This is a genomic window from Microvirga tunisiensis (genome assembly GCF_009296175.1).
Lineage (GTDB): Bacteria > Pseudomonadota > Alphaproteobacteria > Rhizobiales > Beijerinckiaceae > Microvirga > Microvirga tunisiensis.
The window spans coordinates 1-2,790 of record NZ_VOSK01000562.1 but is presented as its reverse complement, the minus strand read 5'-3'; the positions used below and the strand labels follow the sequence as shown (position 1 = coordinate 2,790).

Genomic DNA, 2,790 nt, shown 5'->3' with positions numbered 1-2,790 from the left:
TTTGAAAGCCGGAGAGTGGTTCCGGCGGGGTCTCTTGCTCATCGTCTCTCCTGTTCAGCAGCCATTCTGGCTGCTCTCAGGCAGAAACTCCACTTATCCCGCTGTCCAAATTTCCCGAGCCAGCTCTCAGATCATGGTCGTCGTCATAGCGGTGATGGGAAAAGGGCCAGGCCCAGCCTTTGACTGTGGTCGCGGCCCTTCGGTCCGTATTGCCCCTACGGTTGCCCTTGTATAACCAGCCTTTCTGATCGGTACAATAAGTACGTATGCCTAACTTCATGATAAATAAGGCACAATTTTACGTATTCGATTAACATACATCAACAGAATAGAACATCATCTTAGTAGATGATGTTCTATTGACCCATTTTCGCCTCTGCTAAGCCGCAATTTGCCGCCCTTCCTGCAAATATACGATTGTCTACTTACCTACCATGTTCTTCTACTTACGTCCCTTAACGGAACATCTGTGAATCGCGTCTGTGCTTTGCGCGCTAAGGCTTCTGGCCATATGCGCGACCCGCTGGTTCGACTTTGCCCGAGGGGTAAGGAAGCCCTAAGTGATCCCTAAATGTTCTTAGTATCCATGCGGTTTAAGACAATGATCGCCCGTGGAATGATAACAAACCTAACCCCTAGATAGGTCTTATTGAAGACACATATTTGGAGAATACATGTTGATACCGATTTCTTATTTTGCCCCTACGGGTCGGACCTCAGAGCGTCCCTGACAAGCGGGCGCTTTCATTTTGCCGACTTAGATTTTCAGGAAAAGTAGCCTCGCAGGCCGGGCTGTTCCATGCTGCCAGCTATGCGAAATTACTCGCCGGTTTTCGCAGGCGCTACCAAGCCAAAGCTCCAACGAAAAGGGGCCGCGATCGGTCTTGCAGCCCTCAATCGTCGTGCGTGGTAGCGCCTTCCGATAAGGCCTGGCACACGCCATTGATACGCTGCTCCCCCACGATGCATTGTCTTTGCTGAGGGCCAGGCGCCGCGAACGTAGGCCCGAGCCCAGCGAGCAATAACCCAGCAAGTGCGATTCCGTATGCCTTGATCATCGGCCTTCTCCGGTGGCGATGATTGGACTTTGAACCACTTTGCAGACGGGGACTGTGCACCGCGTCACACCGGCGAAGTTCGCAGCCCTGAAACGGCGAAGGCCCCCAAGGGGCAACCCGAGGCCTTGCCTGTGGGAGAGCGACGGCTGCGGCAGGAGTCCGAGCGCCGCGCTCGACCACTACAGGCCCCAATTTTGCGCTTTGTGCCGAGGGGCATCAACGACAATAGCCAGAGGCTGAACTGCGTGTCCGAACTGACCTTATGCGAAATTGCGCGGTAGGTTTGACACGCGCGAGATCGCGTTGACATTCGCCCCTCAGATCTTGAAACGTGTAGCCCCCTCCCGAGGGGCGCTTGCCGCCTCAACCTGCAAAATCTGAGTGATCCCGTGGACCGACTCAGGACAAAGGCCGGAGGTAGCTGCCGGCAACTCTGCCGCCCAAGATGCTGCGGTAGATGCGGATGTTCGCTGTTTGATACGGCAGTCCGAGGCACTGGACGATGGCATAAGCCCGGCCGATACGGTTGCTAGAGCCGTTGCGTCAGCATGTGCCGACACCTTGCAAGCGACTGCTAAAGCCTACGGTCCGAATGGATTGAGCCGCGCCAACTTAGCGGCGCTCCAACAAGTTCATGTTAACTCAGCGAAACGGCTCGTTTTGAGCCTTCGCGCTCGCCGCCGATGATTACAGATCCCGATACCCCCGGCCGGCGCTTGGCGCTGGCGACGGCCTCCCGCGCCTGGCCGGCCGCCTCGATCGTATCGAAGACCTCGGCCTTCTGCCCGTTCGTGCCGATCCGGCCCAGTTCCGCATCAGACGGGGTCAATGCTGACAGGCGTGGACCAGCTAGAAAGACGCAGCCTCGCGGCCATCAACGAACAGGAATGGGTTCGAAATCATTGAAGAGGTGTCACTGTTTTGTGGTCACCATGATGATCGGATTGGTTATCGTTACGTTGCTGTTTCTTCTGCCAATGCCTGCAATGAGTGAAAGTCCAGTGTTAAGTGGGCGGGAAGTATACGATGGATGTCGAAACTTCGCTCAGAAAACCGACAGCGAGCTATTTTATCAGGGCGTTTGTGCGGGCATAATAGATGATTTGGCTTATTACCGCCTATCGCTGCCTGAAGACATGACATACTGCCCACCCAATGGTATTAGTCTTGGGCAAGCAGTGCGAGCAGTCGTCGATTACATGGAGTTACATCCGGGGATTCTGGACGAAGATTTCAGGCGCATAGCTATTATCGCACTGCGAGCGGCTTGGCCTTGTCCAGCTCAATAGGGGCTCAGGCGAATTACGCTGGTCAAGCTCAACGAATGTTAAAGCGCTGACCTCCTAAGGTGGTACGCCAATCCCCTCGGCCAAGACAGACTTCTGCTGCGATGAGGTGCGCCCATGATGGTAGACCGAAAACTGTTGAAGACCGCCTTGAGCGAGCTGGTCAGGCTGAAGAACGGCACACAGAAACCGACGGGCCTCATGGCCCATCTCTACACTTCAGCCTTGGAGGAATGGGCAGACCGTCTCGACGTCGATCCACCCAAGCTCAACAAGCTGGTCCTCGGCAGGGAAGCCGTCTCAAGCGAGCACCTTCACTAGCCGTTCTTATGCACGAGAGGGCTGGAGAGGGCTGGCGGATGTAGCTTAAGCGCTTGAAGCAGCGTAGGATTTGGTTGCTGAGACCAACCCCTGCCACCGATTGCACTGTGCCACACCCGCCATGA

3 protein-coding genes are annotated in these 2,790 nt (G+C 55.4%); 2 read left to right on the top strand and 1 reads right to left on the bottom strand.

Annotated elements, in window-relative coordinates; translation table 11 throughout:
- Positions 1 to 1,695: 1,695 nt before the first annotated feature.
- Positions 1,696 to 1,887: a hypothetical protein gene (locus FS320_RS41270; protein ID WP_152718371.1), complete on the bottom strand. Its 192-nt coding sequence runs from the start codon at positions 1,885 to 1,887 to the stop codon at positions 1,696 to 1,698.
- Between the two features lie 58 nt (positions 1,888 to 1,945).
- On the opposite strand from FS320_RS41270, the gene FS320_RS51270 reads away from it, so the two are divergent.
- Positions 1,946 to 2,347, top strand: a complete 402-nt coding sequence (locus tag FS320_RS51270) for a Rap1a/Tai family immunity protein (RefSeq protein WP_420846844.1) — start codon at positions 1,946 to 1,948, stop codon at positions 2,345 to 2,347.
- 114 nt (positions 2,348 to 2,461) lie between these two features.
- Positions 2,462 to 2,665, top strand: coding sequence for a hypothetical protein (locus tag FS320_RS41265; RefSeq protein WP_152718369.1), 204 nt, complete (start codon positions 2,462 to 2,464; stop codon positions 2,663 to 2,665).
- Positions 2,666 to 2,790: the final 125 nt, after the last annotated feature.

Excerpts from the sequence above, each read along its gene's own strand:
- FS320_RS51270 (WP_420846844.1), top strand. The coding sequence starts at position 1,946 with ATGGGTTCGAAATCATTGAAGAGGTGTCACTGTTTTGTGGTCACCATG.
- FS320_RS41265 (WP_152718369.1), top strand. The coding sequence starts at position 2,462 with ATGATGGTAGACCGAAAACTGTTGAAGACCGCCTTGAGCGAGCTGGTC.